The sequence below is a fragment of the Microthrixaceae bacterium genome (genome assembly GCA_016702505.1).
In the GTDB taxonomy this organism is placed as follows: domain Bacteria; phylum Actinomycetota; class Acidimicrobiia; order Acidimicrobiales; family Iamiaceae; genus Aquihabitans.
This window is the reverse complement of sequence record JADJDU010000011.1, coordinates 119336-145137: the sequence shown is the minus strand read 5'-3', so window position 1 is coordinate 145137 and position 25802 is coordinate 119336. Positions and strand designations below refer to the sequence as shown.

Here is a 25802-nt window from a genome sequence, read left to right as displayed (position 1 = left end):
CGGTCCCCAACCCAGCCGGCCCTGGTGGCCGATTCGAGTCGAGCGGCATGGAAGAGATGTCGACTACGGCACGCGCGGCGGTCCGACTGGTCGACGCCTTGCCGGCCTGGCTGGGCTCGGTGCGGTTCCGGCTGACCGCCATCTACTCGTTGGTGCTGTTCGGGCTGACCGCCTTCACCGTGGCCGGGGTATACGGCGTCCTGGCCTCCCGTTTGGGTGACGAGTACCTGTACCGCAGCTATCAGGTGACCAGGGTCGAACCTGTACCGGGGGGGGTGATCCTCACCCCCACCCAGGTTCAGTCCAGCTATCGCAGCGTCGAACAGTTGGCCAACGAGAGAGCCCTGAGCCTGCTGCGGACGTACTCGGCCAGTGCGCTCCTGCTCCTGTTCCTGGTCAGCCTGCTGGTGGGATGGTTGGTGGCAGGGCGGGTCCTGGCCCCGATCGGGCGGATCACCGCGGTGGCGCGAGATATCCAGGCCACAGATCTGTCTCGCCGAATCGGCCTCCACGGTCCGCCCGATGAGCTCAAGGAGCTCGCTGACACCTTTGACGCCATGATCGAACGCCTCGACGATGCCTTCGGCGCCCAGCGCCGGTTCATCCAGGAGACCTCCCACGAGCTGCGCAACCCCCTGGCGGTGATCCGCACCAACCTCGACGTGGCTCTGTCGGACCCGGATCCCGACCCCGCCGACCTGCGCCGCACGCTCGACGTGGTGCGGCGCACCGCCGCCCGGATGAGCCACCTGGTCGACGACCTCCTGGTCTACGGCCGCCTCGGAGCACCAGCCCACGAGCTTGGACCGGTCGACCTCGGACCACTGGTCGGTGAGGTGGCCGAGGAGTTCAGGGCCCCGGCGGCCGAGCGGCATCTCCACGTGGACGTCGACGTCGACGTCGTCTCGGCTCCAGCGGCATGGGGGGATCGTCTGGGACTGCGCCAGGCGTTGGCAAACCTGTTGGCCAACGCCGTCCGGTTGGCGCCAGCCGGCACCACCATCAGGGTCCGATCGGGGGGCGACGCAACCTCGGCATGGATGAGCGTCAGCGACGATGGACCGGGCATCTCCGAGGAGCACCGCTCCCAGGTGTTCCAGAGGTTCTGGCGCGGAGATCGCTCGAGTCGCGACGCCGGCACCCACAGCGGACTGGGCCTGGCCATCGTCGACCAGATCGCCCGAGACCACGGTGGCCGGGTGGATCTGGAAGATTCGGGCACCGGCGGCTCCACCTTCACCATCCACCTACCGACCCACCGAGACGCCCGATGAAAGACTTGCGGCGAATGGCCCGGGCTTACCGTCGCTTTCGGCACCCCTCCCTAGGTTGAGCGCACAGGAGGACGAACCATCTCATGGAAACCGATACGACCCGCCCGTTCGAAGCCAGCCAGCCCAAGGCCAGCCCGTGGGCCGACCCGCGGCCCAGCTCGTCGCTGCCCCCGTCGCCACCGACCGGCGGCGGCCCCACGACGTCGTGGGACCGTCCCCCGACCCCTCCGCCGGCATCGTCACCGCCCCCGTGGAACGCACCAGCCGGGCTCGCGGGGCCACCGTTCGCTCCCTCACCAGCCACCTCGGGTCCCCTCCCTTCCCGAGGCGGCGGTGGGGGAGCGGGTAGGTCGATGAAGGCCGCATTGGTCGCTCTGGCCGTGTTCACCTCGGGCGCAGCCGGCGTTGCCGTCGGCGCCAACGTGGTCGGTGGAACAGGGGGGAGCGACACTGTCGCCGAAGCCCCGAACATGGACAGCACCGCAGTACCCACCTCGGGCCCGGTGTCGGGTTCGACGGCCGAGCCGGTGGCCGCAGTGGCTTCCGTACTCGCTCCCGCCGTGGTCCAGATCGAGACCGATACCGGTTTGGGATCAGGGTTCGTCTACGACGGCGAAGGCCTCATAATGACCGCGGCCCATGTGGTCGAAGGGGCCCGATCGGTGACCGTGCGCTTCGCCGACGGGACCCGCGTCACCGGCACCGTGGTCGGGACCGATTCCAGCACCGATGTCGGTGTCGTGCAGGTGGAAGGGGTCGAGAACCTCAAGGTCGCGTCCCTCGCTCTCGGCGTGGACCTCCAGGTCGGCCAGACCGCTGTGGCGATCGGTAGCCCGTTCGGTCTGCACCAGACCGTCACTGCCGGCATCGTGAGCGCCATCGGTCGTTCCACCGAAACCCAGGGCCAAGATGGGGTCATCCGGGCCATCCCTGCCATCCAGACCGACGCCCCCATCAACAGCGGCAACTCAGGTGGCGCGCTGGCCGACCGTCAGGGTCGGGTGATCGGCATCAACTCCTCGATCATCACCGCAGACCAATCCTCCAGCGGAAACGTGGGCGTCGGGTTCGCGGTTCCGATCGACATCGCCAAGGCGGTGGCCGACCGGCTCGTGGCCGGTACGTCGCCCGTCAGCGGATACCTGGGCGTGAGCAGCTCGGATTCGGCTGGTTCGTCGGCCGGTGCCGAGATCCAAGAGGTCGAGACCGGCTCGCCCGCCGACGGCGCCGGTGTGGCGGTCGGGGACATCGTCGTCGGTTTCGACGGCCGTTCGATCGGCAGCGCCATCGACCTGGTGGCTGCGGTCACCACCCATGCCCCTGGTGACGAGGTCGAGCTGACCCTGGTGCGAGACGGTGAACGGGTGGCGGTGACGGTGGTGCTGGACCGCTCGCCGTACTGAGGTCACCGGTAGGCTCGGACGCCTCATGGAGCCAATCCTCGTAATCCTCACGGTGCTCGCCGTCGTTCTGATCGCCGGCACCTTCTTCTTCGTCAACCGCAGCACCGGCCGGCGGGGGCCAGACCTAGAGCCTCCCGCCCGTGGCGGGGTCCTGACCGAGCGGCGTTCCGAGCCTGACGTCGCCACCCCCGAGGAATCGGCCGCGGGTGGGTCGACTGCGGTGCTCGACCGCGAGCCCTCGGTACTGGAGCCGACGGTCCCACAGCCCGAGGTCGTCGAGCCCGAGGTCGTCGAGCCTGTCCGCAAACCGTCGTTCCGGGACCGACTGGCCAAAGCCCGAGCCACCTTTGCCGGGTTCCTCGGTCGAACCCGAATCGATGAGGAGACGTGGGACGAACTCGAGGAAGCTCTGATCCGCGCCGACCTCGGCGTCGGACCTGCCACCGAGCTCCTCGATCAGCTCCGAGCACGGGTCAAAGCTGAGGGGTTGGAGACCGGCGAGCAACTGGTCGAAGCGCTCAAGTCCGAGATGAAGGCCCAGCTCGCGGTATCTGACCGTTCGCTGCGGCTCGATGACGGCCGTACCAACGTCTGGCTATTCGTCGGGGTCAACGGAGTGGGCAAGACCACCACCATCGGCAAGCTCGGCAAACGCCAGGTGGCCGACGGCCACACCGTGGTGATGGCGGCGGGAGACACCTTCCGCGCCGCTGCCGCCGAGCAGCTCGAGACCTGGGCTGGCCGGGCCGGGGCCGAGATAGTGCGGGGGGCCGAGGGGGCAGACCCGAGCGCCATCATCTTCGATGCCATCGAGGCCGCCGCGGCCCGCGGTGCCGATCTGGTGCTGGCCGACACCGCTGGCCGTCTCCACACCAAAACCAACCTCATGGAAGAGCTGCGCAAGGTGCGGCGGGTGGCAGACAAAGACCCCGGGCATGTGACCGAGGTCCTGCTGGTGCTAGATGCCACTACCGGCCAGAACGGCCTGGTGCAGGCTCGGCAGTTCACCGAAGCCACCGAGGTGACCGGCGTGGTCCTGACCAAGCTCGACGGTTCAGCCAAGGGCGGGATCGTGTTCGCCATCCACCAGGAGTTGGGCATCCCGGTGAAGTTGGTGGGCTTGGGTGAGACCGCCGACGATCTCGTCGACTTCGATCCCGAGGAGTTCGTCGAAGGCCTGCTCGCTGTCTGAGCCTGCCCCTCACCGAGAACTGGATCAAAGCGGCTGCGTGTCGCCTACGGTTCGAGCAAATCCCAGCCCGGGCCCATTCGCCCCCGCCGTTCCCAGGAGATTCCGTGACCAAGCTGCTGATGCTCCCCATCAAGTTCGTTCGTACCTTCCTGAAGCTGGCCGGGGTCCGCGGGGCGTTGCTGTTGGCGGTAGGCGTTGTCATCGGCACGATGGTCGCCCCAACGTCGGGGGCCCGGCTCCGGGCCGAGCTCAAGGCTCGCATCCGCGCCAACCGTGAGGTGCCTGAGGGTGCCGGGTTCGCCCCCTGACCTCGTCCGGTAGCATCGCCGGGCCATGTTCGAGTCACTTTCAGATCGCTTCGACGGAATCTTCAAGAAGCTCAGGGGTAAAGGCCGCCTGAGCGAGGCCGACGTAGACGAGGTCCTGCGCGAGATCCGTCTCGCCCTCCTCGAAGCAGACGTCAACTTCACCGTGGTCAAAGGCCTGGTAGGTCGTATTCGAGACCGGGCGGTGGGGGCGGACCTGCACGAGGCGCTCAACCCGGCGCAACAGGTCATAGACATCGTCCACCAGGAGCTGGTTGCCACCCTGGGCGGCGAGACCATTCGGATCACATATGAGGCCAAGCCTCCCACCGTGATCCTCATGGCCGGACTCCAGGGGTCGGGCAAGACCACCAACTCGGCCAAGTTGGCCCGCTGGTTCAAGGCGCAGGGCCGCAACCCGATGCTGGTCGGTGCCGACCTCCAGCGGCCGGCCGCAGTCGAACAGCTACGAACGCTGGCTCGCCAGGTCGATGTACCCGTCTACTCCGCTCCCGATGACGTCGTCGCTTCTGGCACCGGCAACCCCGTCGACGTGGCGCTGGGCTGTCTGGCCGAGGCCAAACGCCTGGGCCGAGATGTGGTCATCGTGGATACCGCCGGTCGGCTCGCCATCGACGCCGAGCTCATGGAGCAGGTGCGCCAGATCTCCGAGGCCACCAACCCCCGCTACACCTTCTTGGTCGTAGACGCCATGACCGGCCAAGACGCCGTCACCGTGGCCGAGAACTTCCACGCCACCCTTTCGCTCGACGGGGTGATCCTCACCAAACTCGACGGTGACGCCCGTGGCGGTGCCGCGCTTTCGGTCAAGGAGGTCGTGGGCAAGCCGATTGCCTTCGCCTCCACCGGCGAGAAGCTCGACGAGTTCGACTTGTTCCATCCCGACCGGCTGGCCGGGCGTATCTTGGGGATGGGCGACGTGCTCACCCTCATCGAGAAGGCCAAGGATGCCTTCGACGAGAAGCAGGCCGAAGAAGCCGCCAACCGGCTTCTCGAGGGCCAGTTCACCCTCGAGGACTTCCTCGAGCAGATGGCCCAGGTCAAGAAGATGGGGAACCTCGGCAACCTCATGAAGCTCATGCCGGGCATGCCCAAGGAGCTCCGCAACACCGAGATCGACGATCGGGAACTGGCACGCATCGAGGGCATCATCCACTCGATGACCACGGCCGAGCGACGCGACCCCAAGCTCATCGATGGCTCCCGTCGCCTTCGCATCGCCAACGGCAGCGGGGTCACCACCTCTGAGGTGAACGCCCTGTTGCGCCAGTTCACCGAGATGCAAAAGATGATGAAGGGGCTCGGCGGGGGCCTGCTCGGGCGCAGCATGAACAAGAAGGCCAAGAAGAAGGGCAAGGGCGGGGGTCGCACCACCCCCAAGGGCGGAGGGCAACCGAAGTTCACGCTGCCGCCATCGGGCGGTGACTCCGACGGTGGGACCGGTGGTTTCCGGCTTCCCGGCCTCTGAGCCGACGCCTGGTGGCTGAACCCCGTGGCCGTGGTTCAGTCCCGAGCAGATCCGGTTCCAGACCAAGGATCGACGGGGGATCGTCTGGCCCTGGGGATCTTCCTTGCCGTCTGCGTGCTGGCGGTGCCGTTCTACCTGTGGGCCGGACGGGACCAGTGGTTCTTCCAGGACGAGTTCGCGGTCCTTGTCAGCGAGGTCCGCTCGCCGCTCGATCTGTTCCACCCGCACAACGAGCACCTGATCGTGCCGACTCGGCTGATGTATCTGGTGTTGTGGCCGGTGTTCGGTCTGAACCAGTACCTGCCCTACCAGGTGGTGGTGGTGGTGACGCACGTTGCCATCGCTGTGCTCATGCGCCTCGTGTTGGTCCGCTCCGGAGTTGGCGCGTGGGTGGCGACGGCGGGGGCGATTGTGTTCCTTGCCTTCGGGCGGGGGTCCGAGAACATCGTCTGGGCCTTCCAGGTGGGGTTGAGCGGTTCGATCGCCACGGGATACCTGTACCTGTACCTCACCATGCACGACGGGCCTCTGCGGCGACGGGACGTTGCGGCCTTGGCGGTCGGCATTGTCGCGGTGCTCAGCTCGGGTCCGGCTGTGGCCATGGTCGTGGCTGTCGGGATCACTTCCCTGCTGCGTCGGGGTTTGAGGGTGGCCGCATTCCACACCGTCCCGCTCCTGGGACCGATGGGACTCTGGTTCCTGCTCGGCCGTGACGCAAGTGCGGGGTCGGCCCCCGCTCTGGTTGTCCGCTTCGTGGCCGAGGGGGTTCGGATCACGGTGGAGCGGACCACGGTAGGGCTCTGGGGTTCGGTCCTGGTGGGGCTGGTGGCCTGCCTTGGTCTGGCCTTGCAAATCGGTGATGAAGGACTTGGACCCTTTGCTCGACGGGTAGCGGCACCGCTGGGTCTGGCGGTGGCCGCGCTGGCCAACTGGTTCATGATCGGCTACTCCCGTGCCGAGTCGCACGGCGTGGAGTTCTCCCAACGGCCGCGCTACTCGCATCTGGCCTTGGCGATGGGCCTACCGCTGGTGGTGGTCGGCGTAGAGGGTGTGGCCCGGCGGTGGCGGTTCCTGCTGGTCCCTGTCCTGGCGGTCCTGTTGGCCGGTGTGCCGGCCAACTTGAAATCGGTTGAGATCCGTTCCAACCGAGATGTTCCGCCCGATCTCGTGTTGGCGGTGGCCAACTCAGCGCTGCTCGAGGATGTCGAGCGGGATCGGGAGGTCTTCCCTGGGGTCACCGGTTTCCGGCACGTGACCGCAGGTTGGCTGGTCGATGCCCGTCATGACGGCAAAATCCCCTCCGATGCATCATCGGACTGGGCGGTGACCGAGGCCACCAGGCGGCTCGCCTTCGAAGTGGAACCCGTAGCCGGTTCCTCGATCGCCTGTCGGGAGGCTTCAGTGTCCAAGGACGTGGTTCTGGAGCGGGGCGCATCGGTGGTGGTCTCGGGTCAGTGGATCGCCTGGGTCAAGGTTGCGTCGCACGGATCGGTGCCGTTGCCCGTGTCTTCAGAGGGACCGGTGGCGGTGGTGGCAATAGCCGATGGCTTGAGGTTGACCATGACTCCCTTCACCGAAGGCTCTGGTCGCTGGTGCTCGCCGAACTAGCCCGGATCCACCGAAAGACTGAGCCTTCCGGCCCAGTTCGGCTGCCGGCAAAGCCGACGGCGATCCGAGGCAAAGTCTCGGGCTGGCCAACCCTGCTGTGATGACGTCCGGGCTATCGGGCCAGCGAGTAGTGGGTGTCGGATCGTCGATCGCGTTTCCACGTTTGCGCTCGGGGGTTCCGGTGGCCCACCATGTATGGCCGATTGGGACCTGTGCCCCCGCCATCGATCGATCACGAGACATTCGAAACAGTAAGGATTCCAATGGCCGTCAAGCTCCGCCTAATGCGGATGGGCAAGAAGAAGCAGCCCACCTACCGCGTCGTCGCCGCCGACTCGCGGGCCCCACGCGACGGCCGTTTCATCGAGATCGTCGGCACCTACCAGCCGCGTCTCGAGCCGTCCGGCATCAACATCGACAACGAGAAGGCCCTGAAGTGGCTCCGCAACGGCGCCAAACCCACCGACACCGTGGAGAAGCTCCTCAAGGTCTCCGGTGCATGGGATGAGTTCAAGGGCAAGGCCCCCGCGCCCGCTGGCGCCGAGTCGTGACCGACTCGGCTGAGACCTCCGGGTCTGTCGATAACGCCAACCGGGTGCTCGAGTACCTGGTGCAGCAGGTGGTGGACAACCCTGATCAGGTGTCGGTTACCACCGGTCCGGGCCGTCGGTCCGAGGTGCAGCTCGATGTGCGGGTCGCAGATGGTGATATGGGGCGTGTGATCGGCAAGCGGGGTCGTATCGCCCAGTCGATTCGTACCGTCACCCGGGCCGCTGCCACCAAGGACGGCACCACGGTAGACATCGAGTTCGTAGACTGACGTCGGTCTGAACGAGTGATCGAACTAGACGGAGCCGGACCCTCGGGTCCGGCTCCGTCGCGTCAGGGGTTCGGCTCAGTCGACGGGAGCTACCGAGGCGAAGGCACGAGCCCGGTCCAGGTGTGCGGTCCGGTCGGTGGGGTCAGCGGAACCGACCAGGACGTAGTCGCCGGCGTGCTCGGCAATGAGGTCACCGTTGTCGTCGACCATCCACGGCAGTGCCAGTCGACGGGGAACCCTGACCTGTACCGGGCGTTCGTATGTGCCGAACACGTGGTCCCACCACGAAACGCTCACGCCGTGGTTTGCCATCGGGTGGCCGAAGTGGTGGTGGAAGTGATGGCGCGCCACCCATCGGGTGTAGGTAGTAGTCGGGTTCTTGAGGTGGGCCAGTGCGTGGCGAGCTTCGTAGTGGAAGTACCCGAGGGCCCAACCGATCGCCACTGCCACGCCGAGCGGCCACGAGCTCAGCCAGGCCACTAGGGGAGCGAAGCCACCGAAGCCGACCAGAAGCATCCCGGTCCAGCTCAAGATGTGGTTGACGTCGAAGTGCCACTGCGAGGTGACGTGGTGTTCTAGGTGCTCGCGGCTCATGATGCCCTTGCCGTGGAGGTGGTGCATTGCGAAGCGGTGCAGGACGTATTCGGCCAGGGTCCATACCGCGGCGCCGAACAGGAGAGCGCCGGTCACGGCCATGATCGTGGTCGGGTCCATCTGAGCCGTCCTTGGTCTTCAGGGCGCGGTCCCCAGTGCCGCGCTCCCAAATTATTGAACAGCATTCAGAGTTTTGCAACCCGTTCTTTGCCGGCTCACGCGGGATCTGCGGTCGGGCTGTTGGTTGCCGGTTGGCGCGTCGGGCAGGTCGGTGGGCGAGACTGACCCGATGCAGTCATCGTCCCAATCGGGTCTCGGACCCGCCGCCCTGTTGGAGATCGGGCGGGTGGGCAAGGCCCATGGCCTCAAGGGGGAGGTGACGGTGGCGATCACATCGGACCGGCCCGAACGGACCCAACCGGGTGCCCGTTGGGTCCTCGACGGGGGAGTGGTCACCGTCGTCGCCATCCGCCCGTTCCAACAGCGATGGATCGCTCGCCTCGACGGTGTGGACACCCGTGAAGACGCCGAAGCATTGACCGGACAGGTGGTTCGGGCCGAAGAGATCGACGACCCAGACGCCCTGTGGGTCCACCACCTGGTCGGGGCCACGGTCGAAACCCCGGATCGACGTTCATGGGGTGAGGTCGTGGCCGTACTCCAGAACCCCGCTGATGACCTCTTGGAGCTGGCCGACGGGACTCTGATCCCGGTGGGGTTCGTGGCCGACTCGTCACGGTTGCCCGACGTCGTGGTGGTAGATCCGCCCGAGGGGCTCCTGGGCGCTGACCTCTGAGGGTGGCCATGCGCATAGACGTCTTCACCATCTTCCCGGACCTGATCACCGACTTCGCCGGGCGGAGTCTGCTGGGCAAGGCCGGCAGGGCCGGGCTGCTCGACGTGCGGGCCCAGGACCTGAGGTCCCAAACCCAAGACCCACACCGCTCTGTAGACGACTCTCCATTCGGCGGGGGAGCGGGAATGGTCCTGATGGCCGAGCCCCTCTTCGCCTGCGTGGAGGCCGTCAACCCGCCGCGTCCGCTCTACCTGCTCGGCCCTGGGGGCAGGCGCTTCGACCAGTCGATGGCCCGGGAGTTGGCCACCGGGTCGGGTTTCAGCTTGCTGTGCGGGCGCTATGAGGGGGTCGACGCCCGAGTTTCTGAACACCTCGTCGACGGTGAGTTGTCCATCGGTGACTTCGTGCTGAACGGGGGTGAGGTTGCGGCCATGGTGGTGTTGGAAGCCGTGGGCCGGTTGGTCCCCGGCGTCATGGGCAACAACACCTCGGCCGAGGAGGAGTCGTTCTCTGAGGGTCTCCTCGAGTATCCCCACTACACCCGCCCGGCCGAGTTCCGGGGTTGGGAGGTACCCCCGGTTCTGAGGTCAGGAGACCACGGTCGCATCGCCCGATGGCGCCAGGCCCAGGCCCTACACCGCACGCTGCGGAACCGGCCCGACCTCGTTGTGGCTCGCGGTGGCTTCACCGCAGACGAAGAGAGGCTCATGGCGGAGTTTCCCGCCGAGGTGTCGGCCTCGGATCCCGATGCTCGGCCCTGAGTTGGCCGCCCGGAGGGTCGCCGTCTAGCGTTGCCCTCTGCCGTATGGGTCCCCGGCGGGACCCGTCCAAGATGTCGCACCCCGTTTCAGGAAACCCGATGAACTCCACCGAGCTCGTCGACCAGGCCAGCCTCCGCACCGATGTCCCAGACTTCGCGCCCGGCGACACCCTCAAGGTGCACGTCCGCGTGATCGAGGGCAACAAGGAGCGCGTTCAGGTGTTCCAAGGCGTGGTTATCAAGCGTCAGGGTGGTGGCGTCCACGAGACCTTCACGGTCCGCAAGCTCTCCTACGGCGTCGGCGTCGAGCGCACCTTCCCGGTGCACACCCCGATCATCGACAAGATCGAGGTTCACACCCGGGGCGACGTCCGCCGGGCCAAGCTCTACTACCTCCGTGACCGGGTCGGTAAGGCGGCCAAGGTCAAGGAGAAGCGCGACAACTGATCGCGCCCGGTCCCCTCCACGGGCCTCGTCGTCACCGCGTGTGCATACGATGCAGTCGTGAGCTCTGACGACCTCGAGCAGTACGAAGCAGAGATCGAGCACCAGCTCTTTCAAGAGTATCGGGACGTCGCGCCCACCTACCGCTACGTGGTGGAGACCGAACGCCGGTTCTACCTGGCCAACCAGGTCGACCAGACCGTCCACGATGTGGGGGGACGGACCAGGGTGGAGCTCGAGCTCCACGACGCCTGGGTGTGGGACATGTACCGCGAGACGCGCATGCGCTTCGTGCCGTCGGTACGGGTTGTCACGTTCAAAGACGTGAACATCGAGGAGCTCCCCAAACCCGATCTCCAGCTGTGACCGAGGCCCGCCGTCAGTTGGGGGCGGCAGGCGAAGCTCAGGCCGCGGCCTGGTACCAGGCCAATGGGTATCGGGTGTTGGATCGCAACTGGCGGTGTCGAGAAGGCGAGCTGGATCTGGTGTGCCGTCGGGGATCGGTGGTTGTGTTCTGTGAGGTGAAGTCTCGGTCATCGGCGGCCTTCGGGCACCCAGCCGAGGCGGTCACGCCGGCCAAGCAAAAACGACTCCGGCTGCTGGCTGTCCGCTGGCTGGAATCATCGACGGGCTCGGCGGGATGTTCGCTTCGCTTCGACGTGGCATCGGTGCTAGCCGGCAAGCTAGAAGTGATCCAGGCCGCGTTCTGATCGTCGAGGGCAATCGCGGACAGGGCTGGCCGTCGTCGCTGCGAGGTTGATCAGACCGAGACTTCGCCTCGGTTCAGCCATGCCGTATTTATGAGTCGGCTCGCCTGACGGCTCGCCTCCTTAACCAAGGAACGCCCAAGCCACTAGGGCGATGCACACCAGCACCGCGGCGATCACCATGGCGTAGTCAGCAGGCGTTCGCTTGTACTGGCGGTGCGGGTTGAAGCCCATGGGCTCAGTATGGCGGTTGACGGCTTTGTGTTTGCGGAGGCACGGGGGTGGGTACGTGGGCCGCTCTTCGGTGCGGCGGCACCGTTCGGGTCTCAGACCCCGTTGGTGACCGACGTGACGGTCTCGGGTCAACCACCACGATCGTTCGTGGACTCCCCACCGGAGCAGGAGATCCGCCATGTTCGCAAGCATTCCCTCGGCCATCGTCGTGGGTGTCGACGGTCGCCCCGTCACCGTAGAGGTCCACGTGGCCAATGGCCTTCCCGGCCTGACCATCGTCGGCCTGCCCGACGTTGCCTGTCGTGAAGCCAGAGACCGGGTGCGTGCCGCGGTCATGGCAGCCGGCGCCGAATGGCCGCTGAAGCGAATCACCATCAACCTGGCCCCGTCGGACACCCGCAAGGTAGGAAGCGGGCTGGACTTGGCCATGGCGGTCGGGGTGCTGGTGGCATCGGAACAACTGACGGCCGAGCAGGTGGAAGACCTGGCCTTCATCGGCGAGCTCGGGCTCGACGGGACCGTACGGGCCGTCCCCGGGGTCGTCTGTCGAGTGGATGCCGTCTCTGCGCCCGCGGTGGTGGTCCCACAGTCGGTGGTGGGAGATGCCTGTTTGTTGGGTTCCGCCGCGGTGCACGGTGTGGTCAGCCTCGGTGAGGTCCTCGTGGCGCTGCGGACCGAACCCCGAGCATGGCCCGACCACCCCATACCGGCGTCACCCGTGCCCGAGGTTCCCGTTGCAGATCTTGCCGATGTGAGAGGCCAGGTGGCGGCCCGTTTCGCCCTGGAGCTTGCCGCCGCTGGTGGTCATCACCTGTTGATGGTCGGTCCGCCGGGAGCGGGCAAGACGATGCTGGCCAGTCGGATGCCCGGGCTTCTTCCCGACCTGGACCGCCGCCAGGCCATCGAGGCCACCAAGGCGCATTCGGCAGCAGGCCTCACGGTGGGCGGTGTTGTGAGGCGGCCGCCATTTCGGGCACCTCACCACACCGCCACCACCGTGGCCCTGGTCGGGGGTGGTACCGACGCCCTCCGGCCCGGCGAGATATCCCTGGCCTCGGGGGGTGTGCTCTTCCTGGACGAGTTGGGAGAGTTCTCACCGACGGTCCTCGACTCGCTCCGCCAACCACTCGAAGAAGGCGTGATCAGGGTCAGCCGGGCTCGCTTCAGCGCTGACCTACCGGCACGGGTTCTGCTGATCGCGGCCATGAACCCCTGCCCGTGCGGAGAAGCAGGTAGACCGGGAGCCTGTCGGTGCCCCGACGGGATGCTGGCCCGGTACCGGCGTCGGCTCTCGGGCCCGCTGCTGGACCGCTTCGATCTCCGAGTCCAGGTCTTCCGGCCCGAGGTCGATCGGCTGCTAGGCGGTGAACCAGGTCCCTCGACCGCCGATGCCGCTCGTCGAGTGGCTGCTGCTCGGGAACGGGCTGCGCAGCGGGGGGTGTCGTGCAACGCCATGCTCGACGGTGCCCATCTGGAAGACGTGGCCCCGCTGGACGACGAGGCCACAGCTGCCTTGGCCACAGCCCTGGGCACCGGTCGGCTGAGCGCCAGAGGGCTGACCAAGGTCAGAAGGGTCGCATTGACGGTGGCAGATCTGGCCGGGCACTCCGACCGGCTCACCGCCTTCCACATCACCACGGCCATGGCGATGCGGATAGACGTGGTCGGTACCAGGGGTCTGGCCGCGTGACCGGCCCCGCCCTTCGTGGGATGAAGACGGCAGATCGCACCGCGGCCTGCCTGGTTTCGCTGGCGTACCTCGACGGCATCGGGCCGGCCACCCTGAGGCGATGCCATCTGGAACATGGTGCCGAGGAGACGTGGTCAGATCTCCTCGCCGGGAGACCAGAGCGAATCGTGCCCATCGCCACTCAAGCGGCGAGATCCAAGGCCGGATTCACTGAGCGGCTGGTGGCACAGGCCCGTCTGCGTGACCCCGCCGCCGATCTGGCCCGGCAGCTAGACGCTGGCCGACAGGTGCTCGTTCACGGCCGACGGGGGTACCCCCAACGGCTTCTGGCTGATCCGGCAGCGCCGGCCCTGCTTTTCGCCGAAGGAGACCTAGGTGCGCTCTTGTCTCCCGGGGTGGCACTGGTCGGGACCCGCAACGCCACCCTGGCGGGCCGGTCCCTGGCCGAGGAGATGGGCGCCGACCTGGCCCGATGTGGGATCGCGGTCCTCTCGGGCCTGGCGTTGGGAATAGACGGAGCGGCACACCGTGGGGCATTGCGGGCCGGATCCGCCCCTGCCGTCGCTGTGATCGCCTCTGGTCTCGACATCGCCTATCCCCGTCGCCACCTGCACCTCCAGCGAGACCTGGCTCGCAGCGGGTTGGTGATCTCAGAGACCCCCGCTGGCGTTCGTCCCGACCCGTGGAGGTTTCCGGCCCGGAACCGGATCCTGGCCGCTCTGGCCGATCTGGTGGTGGTGGTGGAATCGCGCGTCGCGGGAGGTTCCCTGCTCACCGTCGACGAGGCGCTGGCTCGAGGCGTACCGGTCGCGGCCGTGCCCGGGCACCCGTCGGCCCCGGCGTCGGCAGGGACCAACGCCTTGCTCTACGACGGAGCCAGCCTGGTTCGTGACGCGCCAGATGTTCTAATGATTCTCGGCATCACCCCTCCGGTCACCGCCACCGAGGACCGCGCCCTCCTGGCGGCGCAGCCGCTGGATCCGGCCCGGCGTGCGGTGCTCGACGTGTTGGGACCCACGCCATCGAGCCTGGCCGAGGTGGTGGCCGAGACCGGGAGGACAGTCGCCGAGGTTTCCCATGCCCTGGCCGGATTGCTGGCCGATGGGCTCGTCCAGGAAAGCCAGGGCTGGTACGAGCCGTCGCCCCACATCCGGGCAGCCAGATGACTCCCGTTCGAGGCCAGCGCGTTTCTGGGAGCTTGATGCTCGCCGGGCCGGTACGGTGTGCACGTGGGCTGGGACGTCGATGGGTTCCTGGCGGCATTGACCGCGGCGGCACCGGCCACACTCGACGCGTACCGACGCGACCTTGTTCACTTCGGATCCTGGGCCTCCGATCAGGGAGTGTCAGGTCCAGGTCAGGTCGACCGACGCACTTTGCGCCTGTACATGGTGCACTTGGCAGACAACGACGCTGCCCCCCGCACCATGTCCCGTCGAGCCTCGGCCCTGCGGCGCTATTTCCGCTGGACCACCCGGGTTGGTATCACCGCGTCGGATCCGTCGGTCTCGTTGCGGGCTCCGCGGGGGACTGGCCGTCTGCCCAGGGTCGTGCACGATCAGCAGCTCAACGCCCTGCTCCACCACCCCGGAGCCGACGGCACCCGCACCACAGAACGTGCACGCCAGGTAGCCGAGGCGAGGCGCTGGCGCGACGACGCGGTGGTCGAGGTGCTCTATGGCAGCGGGTCTTCGGGTGGCAGAGTTGTGCTCGTTGCGCGCCGCAGACGTGGATCTGGACGCTCAACGCATGTCGGTGATCGGGAAAGGTTCCAAGACCCGCCTCGTGCCCCTGAGCGAACCGGCTGTGGCGGCGTTGAGGCGCTGGTCGAGCGATGGGCGGGCCATCCTGGCCGCGCCGACCACCCCTCGCGACGTGGTGTTCGTGAACCTGCGGGGAAACCCGCTGACGCCGCGAGACGTCCGACGAATACTCGACCACCGCTCGAGCGAGCCGACCCACCCCCACGCGCTTCGTCACACCTTCGCCACCCACCTCCTGGACGGCGGGGCAGACCTGAGAAGCGTGCAAGAACTGTTGGGCCACCAGGATCTGGCCACCACCCAGATCTACACCCACGTGAGCCGGGAGCGGCTACGTCGGGTCTTCGACCAGACTCATCCCCGTGCGTAGCGCGTCCCACCCCCGGAAGCGGCCGTGATGACGGCCGAAGCCATCACCGAGCTCTGGAGCTCGTACCGGGCCGATCCCTCGCGCGAGCAGCGCGATCGACTGATCCTGCACTACTCGCCGCTGGTCAAGTACGTGGCCGGTCGGGTGGCGGCCGGTCTGCCCCACAACGTCGAGCAGGCCGATCTGGTGAGCTACGGCATCTTCGGGTTGATCGACGCCATCGAGAAGTTCGACGTGGAGCGTGGCTTCAAGTTCGAGACCTACGCCATCTCTCGGATCAAAGGCGCGATCCTCGACGGTCTCCGGGCCATCGACTGGGTGCCTCGATCGGTGAGGGCCCGTGGACGAGATGTGGAGCGAGCCTTCTCCAAACTGGAGGCCAAGCTGCACCGGTCACCCACCGAGACCGAGTTGGCCGAAGAGTTGGGTTACACCGAGTCTCAACTCCATCAGGTGCTCGGTCAGCTCTCGTTGACCGGCATGGCTGCCTTGGACGAGATGCTGGGAGATCGAGGAGACGCCACCACCCTGGCCGACACCATCCCCGATCAGGCCGACGGGCCCATGGCCATGCTCGAGCAAAGAGAGCTGCGCAGCCAACTGGCGGCGGCTATAGACCGGATGCCCGAGCGGGAGAAGGTGGTGCTCTCGCTCTATTACTTCGAGAACTTCACGCTGGCCCAGATCGGCGAGGTGCTCGGAGTGACCGAGAGCCGGGTCAGCCAGATCCACACCAAGTCGGTGCTGCAACTCAGGAGCCGCCTCCAGGCGGCCCAGCGCGAACCCGCCTGAGCCGAGCCTTCGGCTGGGCCGACAAGCCGATCGAGCGGCTCGGCTGGTGTGACGGCACGGGCCTCGAGGTTCCGTCGGGCCGGGAGCCGGTGGAGGGGTGATCGGTTTGCTTGGTCCCTTCCTGGTTCTGGTCCAGGGCCTGGTCTCGGCAGCGGTTCCGGCCGCGACTGATGGCCCGCCCCGTTACCAACCTCCGGTTCACGCCGCGGTGGTCGATCCGTTCCGACCCCCCGATCAGCCGTGGCTGGCCGGTAACCGGGGGTTGGAGTACCAGACGGCCCCTGGCACTCCAGTAGGCGCCATCGGTCCCGGGCTGGTGGTGTTCGCCGGCCAGGTTGGCGGCTCCCTTCACGTGACCATCCTCCATCCCGACGGAATCCGGTCGTCGTATTCGTTCCTGGGGTCCATCGCCGTCGAGGTGGGGGAGCGGGTCCGAGGTGGGCAGGTGGTCGGCTCCACCGGTGAGACGTTCCACCTCGGAGCCCGGGTCGGCTCCACCTACATAGACCCGGCCGCTCTCTTCGGCCAGGTGGTGGGGGCGGCGACGGTGTTCTTGGTTCCACAGGGTGGGACCAGATCCCCACCGGCCCCCTTCAGGCCAACTACCGCCATCGGTCAGCAGTTGGCCGCCGTCGCCCGGTCGGTGAGTGGCGCGGTGTTGGTCGCCGCCGGGGCCCCTGGATCCGCCGAAAGGCAGAGCCTTCCGGCGGAGTTCGGTCGCCGGCCTGACGGTCGCCGGCCTGACGGCCGACGTCTTCACTGCTGCGACAGGCAAAGCCGATCTCCGCAGGTCGGGGACTCCGCCACAAGGGGCTCTGCCCCCGAACCTCCGCCGAGTCTTCGCGCTGGGGATCGTCAGACAGCTGAACCACCTGCGGTGGCCGCCCAGAGAACCGGCTTTGCCGGGGTAGCCCCGCGCTGTAGCCAGGTGTGGTTCACGGATAGACAGGCGATCGGCTCACGATCGGCTCGCCTCCTGCGCCCTTTGGGAGCCTGCTGGGCGACGTCGCTACAATCATCCGTCGGCCCGTCACCCCGATGTGCCGTCTGTCAACCTTCGCCCGGGTCCACCCACGGTCGTCGGATCGGCTTTCTGTCGCCTCCGACGTGGGATCCGGGCTTCGCCCAACCGCTGGAAAAGGAGAGGTCCATGACGCAGCCCGTCGTGACCATGAAGCAACTGCTAGACGCCGGAGTCCACTTCGGCCATCAGACCCGGCGCTGGAACCCGAAGATGAAGCGGTTCATCTTCGGAGACCGCAACGGCATCTACATCATCGACCTGCAGCAGACCCTGCAGCGCATCGAGACGGCCTACACCCTGATCCGTGACACGGTCGCCGACGGTGGAACCGTGCTGTTCGTGGGCACCAAGAAGCAGGCTCAGGACCCGATCCAGTCCTACGCCGAGAAGAGCGGCTCGCCCTACATCAACCAGCGTTGGCTGGGCGGAATGCTCACCAACTTCGAGACCATGGCCAAGCGCGTCTCCAAGATGGCCGAGTACCGCCGCATGCGCATCTCGGGCGAGTTCGAAGCCATGCCCAAGAAGGAAGCGCTGCTCATCTCCCGTGAGCTCGAGAAGCTGGAGCGCAACCTCGGCGGCATCGCCAAGATGGACAAGCTCCCCGATGTGGTGTTCATCCTGGACACCAAGAAGGAGCACATCGCCGTCACCGAGGCCAACAAGCTCGGCATCCCGATCGTGGCCGTGGTCGACACCAACTGCGACCCCGACGTCATCCAGTACGTGATCCCGGGTAACGACGACGCCATCCGCTCGGGCACCCTCATGTGCCGGGTGATCGCCGATGCTGTCGAGGAGGGGCGCCTCATGGCCTCCAAGCGCCCTGGTGCCACCCCGCCGCCGCGCCAGCGCACCGACGAAGAAGAAGCTGCCATCGCCGCCCAGCAGGCCGAGGCCCGCCGCCAGGCCGCGGCTGCGGCCGCCGAGCGAGAGGCCCGCATCGCCGCCCAGGCCGCTGCCCCTGCCGCCGAAGCCCCCGTCGCCGAGGTCCCTGCCGAGGCCACCGACACCACCGAGGAGAGCACCCCCGATGTCTGAGTTCACCGCCAAGGACGTCCAGGCCCTTCGCCAGGCCACGGGCGCTGGGATGATGGACGCCAAGAAGGCCCTCCAGGAGAACGGCGGAGACCGCGAAGCCGCCACTAAGTGGCTGCGGGAGAAGGGTCTGGCCAAGGCCGGTGCCCGTGAGGACCGTGACAACAGCCAGGGAACGGTTGCCGTGTCCACCCTCGACGGGGTGGCCGCCATCGCCGAACTGAAGTGCGAGACCGACTTCGTGGCCAAGTCCGACCAGTTCTCCACCCTGGTGCAGGAGATCGCCACCATCGTCGCCATCGACGGCGAGGAGGCGGCCGCCAAGAAGGCCGACGCCATCGACGACCTCAAGGTGGTGCTCAAGGAGAACATCGAGCTGGGCCGCGTGGTCCGGATCGCCGCCTCCGAGGGTGCCGTGGTCGACACCTACGTCCACCGCCAGGACGGCCGGGGCGTGCTCGCCGTGGCCGTCGAGCTCCAGGGCGGCTCCGACGAACTGGCCCACGACATCGCCGTTCACATCGCCTTCGCCAAGCCCGGCTTCTTGAACCGGGACGAGGTGCCCGCCGAAGAGGTGGCCAAGGAACGCGAGACCCTGGTGGACATCACCAAGGCCGAGGGCAAGCCCGAGGCAGCCTGGGACAAGATCGTCGACGGCCGTCTCACCGGGTGGTTCAAGGAGCGGGTCTTGCTCGAGCAGAACTACGTGAAGGACGAGAAGCAGACCATCACCCAGCTCTTGGGTGATGCGTCGATCGTGCGTTTCGCTCTGGTCGCGATCGGTTCCTGACGGTGGCCGCCACGGATGCCGGCACCCGATCCGGCGGGGTGACCCCCCGCTGGGGTCGGATCGTGCTCAAGCTGTCGGGCGAGGCGTTCGCCGGTTCGGCCGGCTTCGGCATCGACGGCACCATCGTGCGCCAGCTGGCCGAGGAGGTGGTCGACGCCCGGTCCATGGGCGTGGACGTGGCCATCGTCATCGGTGGCGGGAACATCTGGCGGGGGATGACCGGCGCCGGAGCCGGCATGGATCGGGCCCAGGCCGACTACATGGGCATGCTGGCCACGGTCATCAACTCCCTGGCCCTTCAGGACACCCTCGAACAGCTCGAGCAGCCCACCCGGGTGATGACCGCGCTGCACATGGAGCAGATCGCCGAGCCCTACATCCGTCGCCGGGCCGAGCGTCACCTGGAGAAGGGCCGAGTGGTGATCCTGGCCGGCGGGCTCGGGCGCCCCGTTCTTCACCACCGACACGCCCGGCCGCCCGGGCCGCCGAGCTGTCGGCCGGTGCGGTGGTGAAGGGCACCCACTCGGGCGTCGATGGCGTGTACACCGCCGACCCCAAGCTGGATCCGTCGGCCACCAAGCTCGACGAGATCACGTATATGGATGTGTTGAACCGGGGCCTGAAGGTTATGGACCCGACCTCGATCACGTTCTGCATGGACAACGACCTCCCCATCGTGGTGTTCGATGCGTTGCTGGTAGGAAACCTGCGGCGTGTCCTCACCGGCGAGGCGGGAGTCGGTACCCTGGTCCGGTGACCGTTCTCCACGAGCCCCAGTCATGACCGACGAAACCGTGTCCATGGTGCTGGACGACGCCCGCGAGCGCATGGCCAAGGTGGTCACTCGGACCCGCTCGGAGTTCGGGAACGTACGCACCGGCCGGGCCGCCCCGGCCCTGGTCGAGAAGCTCCCCGTTGAGTACTACGGCTCCACCGTGCCGTTGCAGCAACTCGCTGGCTTTTCGGTGCCCGAGGCTCGGATGCTGGTGGTGACGCCCTACGACAAGGCGGCGATCGGTGCCATCGAGAAGGCGATACGCATGTCTGACCTCGGGCTCAACCCCAGCAACGACGGTGCCAGCATTCGTCTGTCGTTCCCGCCGCTCACCGCTGAACGCCGCAAGGAGTTCGTGAAGGTGGTGAAGGGCATGGCCGAGGACGGGCGCATCGCGGTGCGAAACGTCCGGCGTTCGGGCCGTCAGGAGCTCGAGGCCTTCGAAAAGGACGGGGAGCTGTCAGAAGACGAGCTGGCCCGAGCCGAGAAGGAGCTCGACAAGATCACCCACTCCTCAGAGGCCGAGATCGATGCTGCCCTGGGAATCAAGGAGCAGGAGCTGCTCGAGGACTGACGGCCACCGCCGCCCCGGGCTACAGGAGAGACGATGGACGACCAGCGCAGGCCCCACTCAGATGACACCCCACCTACCGAACCTGGTGAGGGGGTGCGGATCATCGGCGCCGACGAGGCGGCCGAGGCCATGGAGCGGGGCGACGTGGCGGAGAGGCGGGGAGACAACCAGAAGCGTTACGGCGATCGTCCCGCTTCCCCGCCGGTCGGGCCCCGGCCGTCGCTGCGCTTCCCCCTAGACGCCAGTTCGGACCCGACCCGCATCGAGCGCCCACCGATCCAGCCCGCTCCTGATCCGGTCACCGGACCGGTCGACATGCCCCACTGGACCGAACCCCCCACCGGGGAGGTGCCGGCGGTGCTCATCGGCGACGATTCGCCCTTTTCCGAAGACGGTGAGGACCTCGACGCCTGGTCGTCGTTCGCCACATCCACTCCTCGTTGGCGAGACGCAGACGATGCCTGGGAGGACGACGGCTTCATGGAACGGCTCGCCACCGACAGCGAGCAGGTCAAGATGGGCGCCCTGGGTGGAGACGACCGACCAGTCGACTTCGACGACCTGGAGGCTCGGGTGGAGGAGCGACGCTCGGAGGCGGGTGAGACAGCAGTTGCATCGGACGACGACTGGAGCGCATCGGTGGACAGCTACGACGACGGGCCCGGGAGAGGGCTGGCGACGAGGACTGGAACGCCGAGGCCAGCGATTTCCCCGAGCCGGGTACGGCCGGCGAACCCCTGGTACCTGGTGGGTGCGGGCGGGTCTGATCCCCGCGTGCTCGAAGGGTCGGGGGCAACCCTGCTGGGAATCGCCTGGATCGGTGGCCTGGGGGCCACGGCAGCGGCCATGCTCGCCATCCCCGAGGACGGGCGCTGGTTGTTGCTGGTCGCCCTGCTGGCCACGGTGGCCTACGACGTCGGAGGCTTGTTCGTCGGGCGAGCCATGGGCCACCGGCCGTTGTCGGCAGCCAGCCCCAACAAGACCCTCGAAGGGCTTCTGGGAGGCATGGGCGCGGCCTTCGCGGTGACGTTGATCTGCGTAGCCATTCTTGGATGGGGTGTCGAGACCGGCGCCGGGCCCGGCATCCTGCTCGGAATCGGGGCCGCAGTGGCGGCGCCGCTGGGTGACCTGTGCCAGTCGCTGCTCAAACGTGATCTCGGGGTCAAGGACATGTCGGGTCTTCTCCCCGGCCACGGCGGGGCCTTGGACCGCATCGACGGGATGTTGTTCGTGGTGCCGGTGATGTACTGGCTCACCGTCTCCCTCGCAGGGTGACCACTGTCTCTCTGGTCGGGTCCACCGGGTCGATCGGCACGCAGACGCTCGAGGTCGTAGAGGCCGAGTCCGATCGGTTCGAGGTGGTGGCGCTGGGGGCCAGCGGCCGTCGACTGGACGAGGTGATCGACCAGGCCCAGCGGTTCCATCCGAGGGTGGTGGCGGTGGCCGATCCGGCTGGCGTGTCAGAGCTGTCGGCTCGTCTCCCGGCATCGAGGTGCGTGCCGGTGAGGACGGCCTGGCCAGCCTCGGGGCCGAGGCCGAGGTCTGCGTCAACGGGGTGGTCGGTTTCGCCGGGCTCCGGGTGACCTTGGCCGCGCTGGAGGCCGGGCGGCGCTTGGCCCTGGCCAACAAGGAGTCGCTCATCGCCGGTGGTCCGGTGGTGCAGGAGGCCCGGCTGACCCCAGGGGCCGAGCTGGTCCCGGTAGACAGCGAGCACGGGGCCATCCACCAGTGCCTCCGATCCCGCGACGAGACCGGTCCGGCCCGGGTGCACCGCCTGGTCCTCACCGCCAGTGGTGGCCCGTTCCGGGGTCGCAGCGCCTCCGACCTGGCCGGGGTGACCATCGACGACGCCTTGGCCCATCCGACGTGGTCGATGGGTCCCAAGATCACCGTGGACTCGTCGACGCTCATGAACAAGGGCTTGGAGGTGATCGAAGCCCACGAGCTGTTCGGCGTCCCAGCCGGCGTCCACGGCGTGGGCATCGGCTTCGATCAGATCGATGTCGTGGTTCATCCCCAGTCGGTGGTCCATTCGATGGTGACCTACACCGACGGCTCCACGATCGCTCAGCTATCCATGCCCGACATGCGCCTACCCATCGGTTACGCCCTGGCCTGGCCCGATCGGCTGGGCACACCGTTTGGTGACATCGACTGGACCAGCTTGGCTCGCCTGGACTTCGAACCCCCTGACCTGGACGCGTTTCCCTGCCTGAGTCTGGCCTACGCCGCCGGTAGGGCCGGGGGTTCGGCGCCAGCTTGGTTGAACGCCGCCAACGAGGAGGCGGTGGCGGCGTTCCTGTCCGGTGCGATCGGTTGGGTGGACATAGCCGGGGTGTGCGCCGCGGTGCTGGACCGCCACGATGGGCGCCCGTTGGCAACGGTGGAAGATGTCGTAGAGGCCGATGCCCAGGCCCGCTCGGTTGCCCGTACCCTTATGGCTGATCCGCCGTCGACCGCCACGGGACCATGACCGAGCTCGAGAACCACATTCCCGCCGCCGAGGCGCACACCGAGTCGGATGTCGCCGTGGGTGCTGGTCACCCCGGCTCCTCCCGTCGAAGCTCCGTCGGGGTGCGATTTGCCGGTCTCCGTCTGGCCGGCCTGATTGGGGCATTGGTCCTGCTCGGGGTTTCAAGCCCGTGGACGCTGGTGGTGGTCTTGGCCTTGGTGCTCATGATCTTCTTGCACGAGTTGGGCCACTTCGTCATGGCCCGCCGAGCGGGCATGAAGGTCACCGAGTTCTTCTTGGGTTTCGGACCTCGGATCTGGTCCACCCGGCGCGGCGAGGTCGAGTACGGCATCAAGGCCATACCGGCAGGTGCGTACGTGAAGATCATCGGGATGCACAACATCGAGCCTGTCGACCCCGCCGACGAGGACCGGACCTACCGGCAGAAGGGGTTCTGGCCTCGTGTGGGGGTGGCGGTGGCCGGGTCGACCATGCATTTCATGTTGGCCACGGTGCTGATCTATGTGGCCCTGGTGGTGGTCGGCCAGCCGGCCGGCACCCTCGACGGTGCCGAACAGGCGGCGTCTTGGCGGGTGAGTGGCGTGGTGGAGGGATCCGGCGCCGAAGCGGCCGGGATCCAGCCCGGTGACCGAATCACGGTCATCGACGGTCACGAGATCGCCGACTTCACCCACCTACGAGAGGTGGTCGAACCGTTGAAGGGCAAGACCGTCCCGGTGGTCTATGAGCGCGATGGTCAAAGCCATGAGGTTCCGGTCACCCTCGAACCGTTCATGACCTGGCTGGCAGAACGGGTCCACGAGGGGAGTCAGCCCGCGTGAAGCCGGCCTTCAAACCGGCGATCAGATCGTTCGCATAGACGGCAACCTGCTCAGCAAGGCCACCACCCCTCAGTTGCTGGAGGAGATGCTGGCCGGGGTCTCTGGTCCCGTCGAGGTCACCTATGAACGAGACGAGGTGGTCAGGACCACATCGATGGAGGTGGATACCTTGGCCCTGGCCGGATCGCCTGGATATGTGGGCATCGGTCGGGAGATGCCAGAGCCAGAACGGCTCGGCGTGGTCGAGGGCCTTGTGGCGGCGCCCCGGGAGTTCTTCGACCTGACCGTCACCTCGGTGGCAGCTCTGGGCCAGTTCTTCACCCCCAGCGGAATCTCTGACTTCGCCGGTCAGGTGACCGGCGCCCGCACCGATCGGGCCGCGGTGGTGGAGGAGGAGCGCCAGTCGTCGGCCCCGGTCACAGAGAACACCACCAGGCTGGTCGACGACAGCGAGGTATCCGCTTCGGGCGAGAACCGGCTCTTGTCGATCTACGGGCTGGTGTCGATCGGCTCGGACATGGCTGCGATCGATCCGGGCGCTCTGATCGTGTTGTTCGCCATGATCAACGTGTTCATCGGCGTGTTCAACCTGGTGCCCCTGCTTCCCTTCGATGGTGGCCATGTGGCCATCGCTGTGTACGAACGGATCCAAGAGGTCCGACTGCGCCGTCGCCGCTACCTGGCCGACGTAGGTCGGCTCATCCCGTTCACCTATGCGGTGGTGGTGCTCATGGGGATGCTGTTCGTGTCCACCATCTACCTCGACATCGCCAACCCGTTGGTAGCCCGATGAACGAGACGGCTGCTGTAGCTGAACGTCGCCCCACCCGGGCGTTGTTGTTGAACCATCGGTCTCATCCGGTAACGGTCGGGGGTGGCGCCCCGGTGTCGGTGCAGTCCATGACCACCACCAAGACGGCCGATGTGGAGGGCACTCTCCAACAGATCTACGCCCTCTACGGAGCCGGGGCAGACATCGTGCGCTGCACGTGCAACGACGCCGATGCTGCCGCCGGTCTGGCCCACATCGTGCCCCGGGCTCCGGTGCCGATCGTGGCCGATGTGCACAACAGCCATCGGATGGCGCTGGCCGCGTTGGAGGCTGGCGTTCATTGCCTGCGCCTCAACCCTGGCAACATCCGCCGACCTGAACACATAAAGCTGATCGCCAGTGAAGCTCGAGATCGTGGCGTGCCGATTCGCATCGGGGTCAACGGCGGCTCACTCGACGAGTCGCTCTACCGCAAGTACGGCGGCCGGGTCACCCCCGAGGCCATGGTGGAGTCGGCACAGATGGAGCTGGCCTACTTCGCTGAGGTCGGCTTCGACCAGGTGAAGATCTCGGTCAAGGCGTCCAGCGTGCCGCTCATGATCGAGGCCTACCGGCAGCTATCGGAAGTCACCGACCACCCTCTGCACCTCGGGGTCACCGAGGCCGGACCTCCACCGGCGGGCCTGATCAAGGCCACCGCCGGGATTGCGGCGCTATTGGCCGAGGGCATCGGCGACACCATCCGCTATTCGCTCACCGCGGATCCGGTGGAGGAGGCCAAGGCGGGGCGCCAGTTGCTCGAAGCCATGGGTTTGCGCGAACGCAAGGGCCTGGACTTGATCGCATGTCCCTCGTGTGGTCGGGCCGAGGTAGATGTGATCCAGGTGGCCAACGATGCCCAGGTGGCGTTGGAGGAGCTCAAGATCCCCATCCAGGTGGCGGTCATGGGTTGCGTGGTGAACGGGCCGGGAGAGGCTAGAGATGCTGATCTGGGTATTGCCGCCGGTCGTCAGAAGGGTCACCTGTTCGTAAAGGGCCAAGTGGTCAAGGTGGTGCCCGAGGGAGCGATGGTCGAGGCCTTGGTCGAGTGGGCCAACCGCATCAATGACGAAGGCATCGAAGGGGCGCTCACCCACGCAGATGCCAAGGCTCAAGCCGAGGCTGACGCCGATCGGGCCGCGCTGCTCGACGACAAGGGCGCCGATGCCAACCACAGTGAACAGACGGTCGAGCTGATCCGCCGTCACCTGGCCGAGAACTGACGTCTCGACGGGCGGTCCCGGCCGCGGTTCGC

The 25802-nt window shown here is 67.1% G+C and carries 25 protein-coding genes and 3 pseudogenes; 27 read left to right on the top strand and 1 reads right to left on the bottom strand.

From position 1 onward, the window contains the following. The first annotated feature begins 47 nt into the window (after positions 1 to 47). The 8 genes from IPG97_12840 to IPG97_12805 all read left to right on the top strand — a co-directional run bounded on the left by IPG97_12840 (position 48) and on the right by IPG97_12805 (position 8091). A complete protein-coding gene (locus IPG97_12840) occupies positions 48 to 1274 on the top strand; it encodes a HAMP domain-containing histidine kinase (protein MBK6857395.1) in 1227 nt (408 codons plus the stop codon). 353 nt (positions 1275 to 1627) lie between these two features. Next, positions 1628 to 2677, top strand: a complete 1050-nt coding sequence (locus IPG97_12835) for a trypsin-like peptidase domain-containing protein (GenBank protein ID MBK6857394.1) — start codon at positions 1628 to 1630, stop codon at positions 2675 to 2677. 25 nt (positions 2678 to 2702) lie between these two features. Beyond that, entirely contained in the window at positions 2703 to 3869 is a 1167-nt protein-coding gene (gene ftsY / locus IPG97_12830) for a signal recognition particle-docking protein FtsY (protein MBK6857393.1), read from the top strand. A gap of 104 nt (positions 3870 to 3973) precedes the next feature. Next, positions 3974 to 4177: a hypothetical protein gene (locus IPG97_12825; GenBank protein MBK6857392.1), complete on the top strand. Its 204-nt coding sequence runs from the start codon at positions 3974 to 3976 to the stop codon at positions 4175 to 4177. A gap of 25 nt (positions 4178 to 4202) precedes the next feature. Continuing rightward, complete coding sequence (gene ffh, locus IPG97_12820) at positions 4203 to 5663, top strand: signal recognition particle protein (GenBank protein MBK6857391.1); 1461 nt, start codon at positions 4203 to 4205, stop codon at positions 5661 to 5663. A 24-nt stretch (positions 5664 to 5687) separates the two neighbouring features. Next, positions 5688 to 7271, top strand: coding sequence for a hypothetical protein (locus tag IPG97_12815; GenBank protein ID MBK6857390.1), 1584 nt, complete (start codon positions 5688 to 5690; stop codon positions 7269 to 7271). Between the two features lie 263 nt (positions 7272 to 7534). Further along, on the top strand, positions 7535 to 7822 hold the full coding sequence (gene rpsP / locus IPG97_12810) for a 30S ribosomal protein S16 (GenBank protein MBK6857389.1): 288 nt from the start codon (positions 7535 to 7537) through the stop codon (positions 7820 to 7822). 44 nt (positions 7823 to 7866) lie between these two features. Beyond that, complete coding sequence (locus IPG97_12805; GenBank protein ID MBK6857388.1) at positions 7867 to 8091, top strand: KH domain-containing protein; 225 nt, start codon at positions 7867 to 7869, stop codon at positions 8089 to 8091. A 75-nt stretch (positions 8092 to 8166) separates the two neighbouring features. On the opposite strand, the gene IPG97_12800 is transcribed toward IPG97_12805, so the two are convergent. Continuing rightward, positions 8167 to 8805, bottom strand: coding sequence for a sterol desaturase family protein (locus IPG97_12800; GenBank protein ID MBK6857387.1), 639 nt, complete (start codon positions 8803 to 8805; stop codon positions 8167 to 8169). A gap of 169 nt (positions 8806 to 8974) precedes the next feature. Between IPG97_12800 and rimM the strand changes: the two genes are divergently transcribed. The 19 genes and pseudogenes from rimM (at position 8975) to ispG (ending at position 25770) form a co-directional block, all read left to right on the top strand. Next, the gene (gene rimM, locus IPG97_12795) at positions 8975 to 9481 is read left to right on the top strand and encodes a 16S rRNA processing protein RimM (GenBank protein ID MBK6857386.1); all 507 of its coding nucleotides are present in this window, start codon (positions 8975 to 8977) and stop codon (positions 9479 to 9481) included. 8 nt (positions 9482 to 9489) lie between these two features. After that, the gene (trmD, locus tag IPG97_12790; protein MBK6857385.1) at positions 9490 to 10242 is read left to right on the top strand and encodes a tRNA (guanosine(37)-N1)-methyltransferase TrmD; all 753 of its coding nucleotides are present in this window, start codon (positions 9490 to 9492) and stop codon (positions 10240 to 10242) included. A gap of 98 nt (positions 10243 to 10340) precedes the next feature. After that, on the top strand, positions 10341 to 10688 hold the full coding sequence (gene rplS, locus IPG97_12785) for a 50S ribosomal protein L19 (GenBank protein ID MBK6857384.1): 348 nt from the start codon (positions 10341 to 10343) through the stop codon (positions 10686 to 10688). Positions 10689 to 10745: 57 nt separating this feature from the next. Next, on the top strand, positions 10746 to 11051 hold the full coding sequence (locus IPG97_12780; GenBank protein ID MBK6857383.1) for a DUF2469 family protein: 306 nt from the start codon (positions 10746 to 10748) through the stop codon (positions 11049 to 11051). After that, positions 11048 to 11395 carry a YraN family protein gene (locus IPG97_12775; protein ID MBK6857382.1) on the top strand — a complete coding sequence of 116 codons (348 nt, stop codon included), beginning with the start codon at positions 11048 to 11050 and terminating at the stop codon, positions 11393 to 11395. Before IPG97_12780 ends, IPG97_12775 begins: the two co-directional genes overlap by 4 nt. Positions 11396 to 11804: 409 nt before the next feature. Continuing rightward, the gene (locus IPG97_12770) at positions 11805 to 13316 is read left to right on the top strand and encodes a YifB family Mg chelatase-like AAA ATPase (protein MBK6857381.1); all 1512 of its coding nucleotides are present in this window, start codon (positions 11805 to 11807) and stop codon (positions 13314 to 13316) included. A gap of 20 nt (positions 13317 to 13336) precedes the next feature. Next, entirely contained in the window at positions 13337 to 14482 is a 1146-nt protein-coding gene (locus tag IPG97_12765) for a DNA-processing protein DprA (protein ID MBK6857380.1), read from the top strand. A 57-nt stretch (positions 14483 to 14539) separates the two neighbouring features. After that, positions 14540 to 14794, top strand: a pseudogene (locus IPG97_12760) (site-specific integrase). Positions 14795 to 14993: 199 nt separating this feature from the next. Next, the gene (locus IPG97_12755; GenBank protein MBK6857379.1) at positions 14994 to 15449 is read left to right on the top strand and encodes a tyrosine-type recombinase/integrase; all 456 of its coding nucleotides are present in this window, start codon (positions 14994 to 14996) and stop codon (positions 15447 to 15449) included. Between the two features lie 27 nt (positions 15450 to 15476). Further along, positions 15477 to 16241 carry an RNA polymerase sigma factor WhiG gene (gene whiG / locus IPG97_12750; GenBank protein MBK6857378.1) on the top strand — a complete coding sequence of 255 codons (765 nt, stop codon included), beginning with the start codon at positions 15477 to 15479 and terminating at the stop codon, positions 16239 to 16241. Positions 16242 to 16338: 97 nt separating this feature from the next. After that, positions 16339 to 18306 (top strand): 30S ribosomal protein S2, encoded by a 1968-nt coding sequence (gene rpsB / locus IPG97_12745; protein ID MBK6857377.1) that lies wholly within the window; start codon positions 16339 to 16341, stop codon positions 18304 to 18306. Beyond that, positions 18299 to 19093, top strand: coding sequence for a translation elongation factor Ts (tsf, locus tag IPG97_12740; GenBank protein ID MBK6857376.1), 795 nt, complete (start codon positions 18299 to 18301; stop codon positions 19091 to 19093). The genes rpsB and tsf overlap by 8 nt, the downstream gene beginning before the upstream one ends. A 38-nt stretch (positions 19094 to 19131) precedes the next feature. Next, positions 19132 to 19850: pseudogene (locus IPG97_12735) on the top strand (UMP kinase). Positions 19851 to 19887: 37 nt separating this feature from the next. Further along, positions 19888 to 20442, top strand: coding sequence for a ribosome recycling factor (gene frr / locus IPG97_12730; protein MBK6857375.1), 555 nt, complete (start codon positions 19888 to 19890; stop codon positions 20440 to 20442). Between the two features lie 33 nt (positions 20443 to 20475). Then, positions 20476 to 21717: a phosphatidate cytidylyltransferase gene (locus IPG97_12725; GenBank protein MBK6857374.1), complete on the top strand. Its 1242-nt coding sequence runs from the start codon at positions 20476 to 20478 to the stop codon at positions 21715 to 21717. Beyond that, positions 21714 to 22915: pseudogene (locus IPG97_12720) on the top strand (1-deoxy-D-xylulose-5-phosphate reductoisomerase). Before IPG97_12725 ends, IPG97_12720 begins: the two are co-directional and overlap by 4 nt. Further along, entirely contained in the window at positions 22912 to 23736 is an 825-nt protein-coding gene (locus IPG97_12715) for a site-2 protease family protein (protein MBK6857373.1), read from the top strand. Before IPG97_12720 ends, IPG97_12715 begins: the two are co-directional and overlap by 4 nt. Before the next feature lie 85 nt (positions 23737 to 23821). Continuing rightward, positions 23822 to 24529, top strand: coding sequence for a site-2 protease family protein (locus IPG97_12710; protein ID MBK6857372.1), 708 nt, complete (start codon positions 23822 to 23824; stop codon positions 24527 to 24529). Next, positions 24526 to 25770 (top strand): flavodoxin-dependent (E)-4-hydroxy-3-methylbut-2-enyl-diphosphate synthase, encoded by a 1245-nt coding sequence (gene ispG, locus IPG97_12705; protein ID MBK6857371.1) that lies wholly within the window; start codon positions 24526 to 24528, stop codon positions 25768 to 25770. Before IPG97_12710 ends, ispG begins: the two co-directional genes overlap by 4 nt. Positions 25771 to 25802 lie beyond the last annotated feature (32 nt).

Bases quoted from the DNA above. Each gene is read 5' to 3' on its own strand.
- IPG97_12840 (MBK6857395.1), top strand. From the start codon at position 48: ATGGAAGAGATGTCGACTACGGCACGCGCGGCGGTCCGACTGGTCGAC.
- IPG97_12835 (MBK6857394.1), top strand. From the start codon at position 1,628: ATGAAGGCCGCATTGGTCGCTCTGGCCGTGTTCACCTCGGGCGCAGCC.
- ftsY (MBK6857393.1), top strand. From the start codon at position 2,703: ATGGAGCCAATCCTCGTAATCCTCACGGTGCTCGCCGTCGTTCTGATC.
- ffh (MBK6857391.1), top strand. From the start codon at position 4,203: ATGTTCGAGTCACTTTCAGATCGCTTCGACGGAATCTTCAAGAAGCTC.
- rpsP (MBK6857389.1), top strand. From the start codon at position 7,535: ATGGCCGTCAAGCTCCGCCTAATGCGGATGGGCAAGAAGAAGCAGCCC.
- IPG97_12800 (MBK6857387.1), bottom strand. From the start codon at position 8,805: ATGGACCCGACCACGATCATGGCCGTGACCGGCGCTCTCCTGTTCGGC.
- rimM (MBK6857386.1), top strand. From the start codon at position 8,975: ATGCAGTCATCGTCCCAATCGGGTCTCGGACCCGCCGCCCTGTTGGAG.
- trmD (MBK6857385.1), top strand. From the start codon at position 9,490: ATGCGCATAGACGTCTTCACCATCTTCCCGGACCTGATCACCGACTTC.
- rplS (MBK6857384.1), top strand. From the start codon at position 10,341: ATGAACTCCACCGAGCTCGTCGACCAGGCCAGCCTCCGCACCGATGTC.
- IPG97_12770 (MBK6857381.1), top strand. From the start codon at position 11,805: ATGTTCGCAAGCATTCCCTCGGCCATCGTCGTGGGTGTCGACGGTCGC.
- IPG97_12765 (MBK6857380.1), top strand. From the start codon at position 13,337: ATGAAGACGGCAGATCGCACCGCGGCCTGCCTGGTTTCGCTGGCGTAC.
- IPG97_12755 (MBK6857379.1), top strand. From the start codon at position 14,994: ATGGCAGCGGGTCTTCGGGTGGCAGAGTTGTGCTCGTTGCGCGCCGCA.
- whiG (MBK6857378.1), top strand. From the start codon at position 15,477: ATGACGGCCGAAGCCATCACCGAGCTCTGGAGCTCGTACCGGGCCGAT.
- tsf (MBK6857376.1), top strand. From the start codon at position 18,299: ATGTCTGAGTTCACCGCCAAGGACGTCCAGGCCCTTCGCCAGGCCACG.
- IPG97_12725 (MBK6857374.1), top strand. From the start codon at position 20,476: ATGGACGACCAGCGCAGGCCCCACTCAGATGACACCCCACCTACCGAA.
- IPG97_12715 (MBK6857373.1), top strand. From the start codon at position 22,912: ATGACCGAGCTCGAGAACCACATTCCCGCCGCCGAGGCGCACACCGAG.
- IPG97_12710 (MBK6857372.1), top strand. From the start codon at position 23,822: ATGCTGGCCGGGGTCTCTGGTCCCGTCGAGGTCACCTATGAACGAGAC.
- ispG (MBK6857371.1), top strand. From the start codon at position 24,526: ATGAACGAGACGGCTGCTGTAGCTGAACGTCGCCCCACCCGGGCGTTG.